Below are 5264 nucleotides of genomic sequence, written 5' to 3'. Positions count from 1 at the left end.
CGGGGGTGGAATGGGCCACTTCCTCGATGTCCATGCCGCCTTCGCTGGAAGCGATGAAAGCGATCTTTTGTGTCGCGCGGTCGGTGACCACGGACACGTAATATTCTTTGTTGATGTCAGCGCCGTCTTCGATGTACAAGCGGCGGACTTTTTGGCCTTCGGGGCCAGTCTGGTGCGTCTTGAGCTGCATGCCCAGGATCTCGCCCGAGATGCGTTGAACGTCTTCAATGGTTTTGGCCACTTTCACGCCGCCACCCTTGCCACGGCCACCGGCGTGGATCTGAGCCTTGACCACCCAGACTGGGCCGCCGAGTTTTTGAGCGGCTTCAACCGCCTCTTGAACGGTGAATGCCGGGATGCCGCGTGGAACGGGCACGCCGAATTGACGCAAGATTTCCTTGCCTTGGTACTCGTGAATCTTCATGAGGTCTTCTCTCAGAGGGTGGTTGATTTGACCGGTCTGCTGCGGTGATTCACCCGCCAGCAGGCTCTGGACACTGCAGCCTGCGACTGTATCATGCTGCAATGCACCAATCCTGAGCCTTGCGTCTTACATCGACATGACGTTGAGGTTCTGTTTCCTTGTGAAAGTAATACCCATGGCCAAAATATTCATCGATGGCGAAGCCGGAACGACCGGTCTGCAGATCCGCGAACGCCTGGCATTGATGCCCCAAATTGAGGTGCTCAGCATCGACCCAGCCCGCCGCAAAGACCCAGAAGCCAAACGCGAGTTGATGGCAGCAGCCGATTTGGTGGTGCTGTGCCTGCACGACGATGCTTCGATGGCATCGGTGGCCATGATCGACGCCTTGCCAGGACGCCAGCCCAAAATTGTGGACGCCTCCACAGCCTACCGCTGCCACCCGGACTGGGTGTACGGATTTCCCGAACTGTCGGCCCAACAGGCCAGCGCCGTGCGCCAGGCACAGCGTGTGGCCAACCCCGGCTGCTACGCCACAGGCGCCATTGCCATCTTGCGGCCCTTGGTCGACGCCGGGCTGCTGCCCCATGATTTTCCGGCGTGTCTGCCTTCAGTGAGTGGTTACTCCGGTGGCGGCCGCAGCATGATCGAAGACTACGAAGCCGGGCGCGCACCCTTGCATGAGGCCTACGCCTTGGGCCTCAAGCACAAGCACATCCCTGAAATCATGCGTTACACCGGTTTGACTTGCCGCCCCTTGTTTGTGCCAGCAGTGGGCAATTTCCGCCAAGGCATGCTGGTGCAACTGCCCCTGCATCTGGACAGCTTGCCGGGCAAGCCCTCGGGTGCCGACTTGCACGCAGCTTTGCAAGCGCACTACGCCACCAGCCAGGCGGCAGGCGGCTGGGTCAGCGTGCTGCCCGCCACGGCCGATGCCAAGCTGGACGCCACCGCCCTGAACAACACCAACCAGCTGGAAATCCGGGTGTTTGCCAACGAAGAGGCCCGCCATGCCGTGGTGATCGCCCGCTTGGACAACCTGGGCAAGGGTGCCAGCGGTGCAGCAGTGCAGAACATCTCCTTGATGCTGGGCCTGTAAAAGTCCTCAGCCAATCCAGCGCAGCTGGGGCTGGGCCGCGGGGTGACAGCTCCCGCCCGCCAAAGCTGCTTTTTATTTCCAGCGCAGCAGCTCGATGTGCACGCTGCCTTTGTCACTGCTGAAAGTGACCGAACCCTCCTGCACCGTGGCCTGCAGCTGCATGCTGCGCTCGGCCAGTTTGGCCAGCTCCTGAGAGCGCTCGGTGGGCACACGCCAAACTTGCAGCTTGTCCAAGCGAGTGAGCTTGGTCTCGATGCCTTTCCACCAAACTTCGGCGGCGTGGTTGAAGCAATACAGCAGCACCTCATCGGCCTTTTGGCAGGCTTTCATGATGGGCTTGTCTTCGGGTTGGCCGACTTCGATCCACATGCGGGTGCGGCCCGTGAAATCGCGCAAGCTGCAATCCGGGTCGTCCGGGTCTGACAAGCCTGCGCCAAAGGCCAGCTTGCCGTCGCCGTTGCACACGGCCTGCAACTTGTAAGCGTTGATGGCCAGCGCCAGCAGGCGGATCATCATGCGCTCGTCGGTCTCGCTGGGGTGACGCGCCAGCGTGAGCTGGTGGTCTTCGTAATAGCTGTGATCGATGTCAGCGATCGACAGGTTGGCTTTGTAGATGGTGGATTTGAGGGCCATGGTTTTTAGTCTTTGCGGGCCAACATGCGCCAGCCCAACAGCTGAACGCCGTTGCGCAGGACAGATGTTTCGCCGCCATAAATCAATAAAGGAATGCAAGCCTCGCTGCCTGCCATGCTGGCAGAGCGCTGGCCAGCGCGAACGTAATCACCCGTGGGTGTTTGACCGGATTTGATCTCCACGGTCTGCAACTGGCCTGTGCCCGTTTCATAAAGCAGATCCGCTTCCAGCCCGTTGTTGTCACGCCAAAAATGCAAATCACTGGGCAGCCCCTGGTTGGCCCTGTGCTTGAGGAACTCGGTCACGACCCAGTTTTCAAACAAAGCGCCCCGCGCAGGATGCAGGCTCAGTTGCTCCGGCTGACGAATGCCCAGCAACCAACAAGCCAGCCCCGTGTCCACAAAATAAAGTTTCGGCGATTTCACCAAACGCTTGCCAAAGTTGCGGTGGTACGGTGTCAGCACAAAAAGCACATCGCTCGATTCAAGCACCGACAACCAAGCGCGCGCCGTGGTGTGGGTGATGCCCGCCTCGCTGGCCAGCGCACTCAGGTTCAGCAATTGGCCCGTGCGGCCGGCACACAAGCGCACAAATCGCTGAAATGTGGCCAAATCTTGCACTTGCAGCACCTGCCGGACATCTCGCTCCAGATAGGTGGTGATGTAACTGGCAAACCAGTCGGTGGGCTGTGCGGCTGCACCCATGTTCAAGGCCGGATAGCCGCCTCGCCAAAGCACTTCGTCCAGTGTGGCCTGACCATTGCGCACGCCTGCAATTTCTGCTGCTGAAAATGGCAGCAAACGGCACATGGCAACCCGGCCTGCCAGGGACTGCGTCACACCCGCCAGCAAGCCAAACTGCTGTGATCCGGTCAGGACGAACCGTCCGGGCGTGCGGTCTTCATCCACCATCCCCTGGAGGTATGAAAAAAGATCGGGCCAGCGCTGGGCTTCATCAAATATGGCGCCTTGGGTAAACCGTGCCAAAAAACCCCTCGGGTCTTCGGCTGCAAAAGCACGCTCGGTCGGGTCTTCGAGCGAGATGTAAGGTTTGTCAGGGAACAGGTGCCGGGCCAGCGTGGTTTTACCCGATTGCCGTGGGCCAGTGATGGCGACCACAGGAAATGACTTGGCCAGACGTTGGAGCGCAGGGGCAAGTTGTCGTTCGATCATGGGGTTATTTTATACAAATTGAAGAAATGATCTTCAATCTGTATAGATCGGGTTGAAGCCGCGTCGTGCAACTCGCCTGGACAGGCCGCTTGGGGTAAACCGATCAGACGCGTCGCGCCAGCTCGGCGGCCTTGCCAATGTAGCTACCCGGCGTCATGGCTAGCAGGCGGTCTTTGTCGGCTTGCGGGATCTCCAGGCCTTGGATGAGTCCGTGCAAATCGGCCGCCGTGACGGTTTTGCCACGGGTGACTTCTTTGAGTTTTTCGTAGGCACCTTGCACGCCATAGCGGCGCATCACGGTCTGGATCGGCTCGGCCAGCACTTCCCATGCGCCGTTGAGGTCTGCAGCCAACGCTTCTTCGTTGAGCTCCAGCTTGTTCAAACCGGTCATCAAGGACGCATAAGCCAGCGTGGTGTAACCCAGACCCACGCCCATGTTGCGCAGCACGGTGGAGTCGGTCAGGTCGCGCTGCCAGCGGCTGATGGGCAATTTTTCGCTCAGGTGCTTGAGCACGGCGTTGGCCAGGCCCAGGTTGCCTTCGGCGTTTTCAAAGTCGATCGGATTGACCTTGTGCGGCATGGTCGAAGAACCGATTTCACCCGCTTTGAGGCGTTGCTTGAAGTAACCCAGGCTCACATAACCCCAGATGTCGCGCGACAGGTCGATCAGGATGGTGTTGGCGCGCGCCACGGTGTCGAACAACTCGGCCATGTAGTCGTGCGGCTCGATTTGGATGCTGTAGGGCTGGAAGGTCAGGCCCAAGCCCCAATGGCTGCTTTGTGTTTCGCTGATCTCTGGGGTTTCCACGACTTTGCGGGCAAAGGCTTCCCAGTCAAAGTCGGGCCAGGCCGCCAAGTGGGCGTTGTAGTTGCCCACAGCACCATTCATCTTGCCCATCAACTGTACGGCCGCGATCTTGGCGCGGCAACCGTTCAGGCGCATCACGACGTTGGCCATTTCCTTGCCCACGGTGGTGGGGCTGGCGGTCTGGCCGTGCGTGCGGCTGAGCATGGGCACTTCGGCAAAGGTGTGCGCCATCTCGCGCAGTTTGGCGATCAGGCCATCCAGGCCCGGCAAGATGACTTGAGTCCTTGCACCCTTGAGTTGCAGGGCGTGGCTGGTGTTGTTGATGTCTTCGCTGGTGCAGGCAAAGTGCACAAATTCCGCAGCTTTTTCCAGCTCGGGCCGGTCTTTGAACTTGGACTTGATCCAGTACTCGACGGCCTTGACATCGTGGTTGGTGACTTTCTCGAACTCCTTGATGCCGACAGCATCGGCCTCGGAGAAGTTTTTGACCAGGCCGGTCAGGTAGGTGCGAGCACCGGGCGACAAGGGTTTGAACTCATCAAAACCCGCATCTGACAAGGCAATGAACCAGGCGATTTCGACCTGTACACGGCGGTGCATGTAACCCTGCTCGCTCATGAGCGGGCGCAAGGCATTGAGTTTGCTGGCGTAACGGCCATCCAGCGGCGATAGGGCAGAAATAGGGGAAAAATTCATCCTTCGATTGTAATTCCCGGCATACCAAAGCCACCCGCATGCCCAAAAGGGTAAGTCCCAAAAACCTCTGAATAAGATTCACCTAGAATCTGCCTTCCTTTGGTCATCCCTTTTAGATATGAAACTCATCGGCTCCGTCACCAGTCCTTATGTCCGCAAGGTGCGCATTGTCATGGCCGAAAAAAAGCTGGACTACCAATTTGTCACCGAAGACGTGTGGTCGGCGCAAACCAGCATCCACGCCTCCAACCCACTGGGCAAAGTGCCTTGTTTGGTCATGGAGGGCGGAGAAGCGGTGTTCGATTCGCGGGTGATTGTGGAATACCTGGACACCTTGTCGCCTGTGGGCAAATTGATTCCATCCGCTGGCCGCGAGCGCGCCGAAGTCAAAACCTGGGAAGCCTTGGCCGATGGCGTGGTGGATGCAGCGCT

General features: G+C 58.9%; 6 protein-coding genes. 2 read left to right on the top strand and 4 right to left on the bottom strand.

The window, feature by feature from the left end; genetic code table 11:
• On the bottom strand, positions 1-424 hold a 424-nt coding region (locus Q0341_RS01370), incomplete at its 3' end, for an ATP-grasp domain-containing protein (RefSeq protein WP_299510034.1).
• 175 nt (positions 425-599) lie between these two features.
• Between Q0341_RS01370 and argC the strand changes: the two genes are divergently transcribed.
• A complete protein-coding gene (gene argC / locus Q0341_RS01365; protein ID WP_299510033.1) occupies positions 600-1523 on the top strand; it encodes an N-acetyl-gamma-glutamyl-phosphate reductase in 924 nt (307 codons plus the stop codon).
• 72 nt (positions 1524-1595) lie between these two features.
• Here argC and Q0341_RS01360 read toward each other — a convergent pair whose 3' ends face one another.
• From Q0341_RS01360 to purB, 3 genes are all read right to left on the bottom strand, one after another.
• Entirely contained in the window at positions 1596-2156 is a 561-nt protein-coding gene (locus Q0341_RS01360; RefSeq protein WP_299510032.1) for a YaeQ family protein, read from the bottom strand.
• A 5-nt stretch (positions 2157-2161) separates the two neighbouring features.
• A complete protein-coding gene (locus Q0341_RS01355; RefSeq protein WP_299510031.1) occupies positions 2162-3328 on the bottom strand; it encodes an ATP-binding protein in 1167 nt (388 codons plus the stop codon).
• Positions 3329-3431: 103 nt separating this feature from the next.
• Positions 3432-4832, bottom strand: a complete 1401-nt coding sequence (gene purB / locus Q0341_RS01350) for an adenylosuccinate lyase (RefSeq protein WP_299510030.1) — start codon at positions 4830-4832, stop codon at positions 3432-3434.
• Positions 4833-4950: 118 nt separating this feature from the next.
• On the opposite strand from purB, the gene Q0341_RS01345 reads away from it, so the two are divergent.
• On the top strand, positions 4951-5264 hold a 314-nt coding region (locus Q0341_RS01345), incomplete at its 3' end, for a glutathione S-transferase N-terminal domain-containing protein (protein WP_299510029.1).

It is taken from the genome of uncultured Limnohabitans sp. (assembly GCF_937889215.1).
Classification (GTDB): domain Bacteria; phylum Pseudomonadota; class Gammaproteobacteria; order Burkholderiales; family Burkholderiaceae_C; genus Limnohabitans_A.
Note: the sequence above shows the minus strand (reverse complement) of the source record. Positions and strands in the feature narration are given on the sequence as shown.

What these genes read in the sequence shown, in the direction of transcription:
- Q0341_RS01360 (WP_299510032.1), bottom strand. Translation starts at nt 2,156, where the DNA reads ATGGCCCTCAAATCCACCATCTACAAAGCCAACCTGTCGATCGCTGAC.
- purB (WP_299510030.1), bottom strand. Translation starts at nt 4,832, where the DNA reads ATGAATTTTTCCCCTATTTCTGCCCTATCGCCGCTGGATGGCCGTTAC.
- argC (WP_299510033.1), top strand. Translation starts at nt 600, where the DNA reads ATGGCCAAAATATTCATCGATGGCGAAGCCGGAACGACCGGTCTGCAG.
- Q0341_RS01355 (WP_299510031.1), bottom strand. Translation starts at nt 3,328, where the DNA reads ATGATCGAACGACAACTTGCCCCTGCGCTCCAACGTCTGGCCAAGTCA.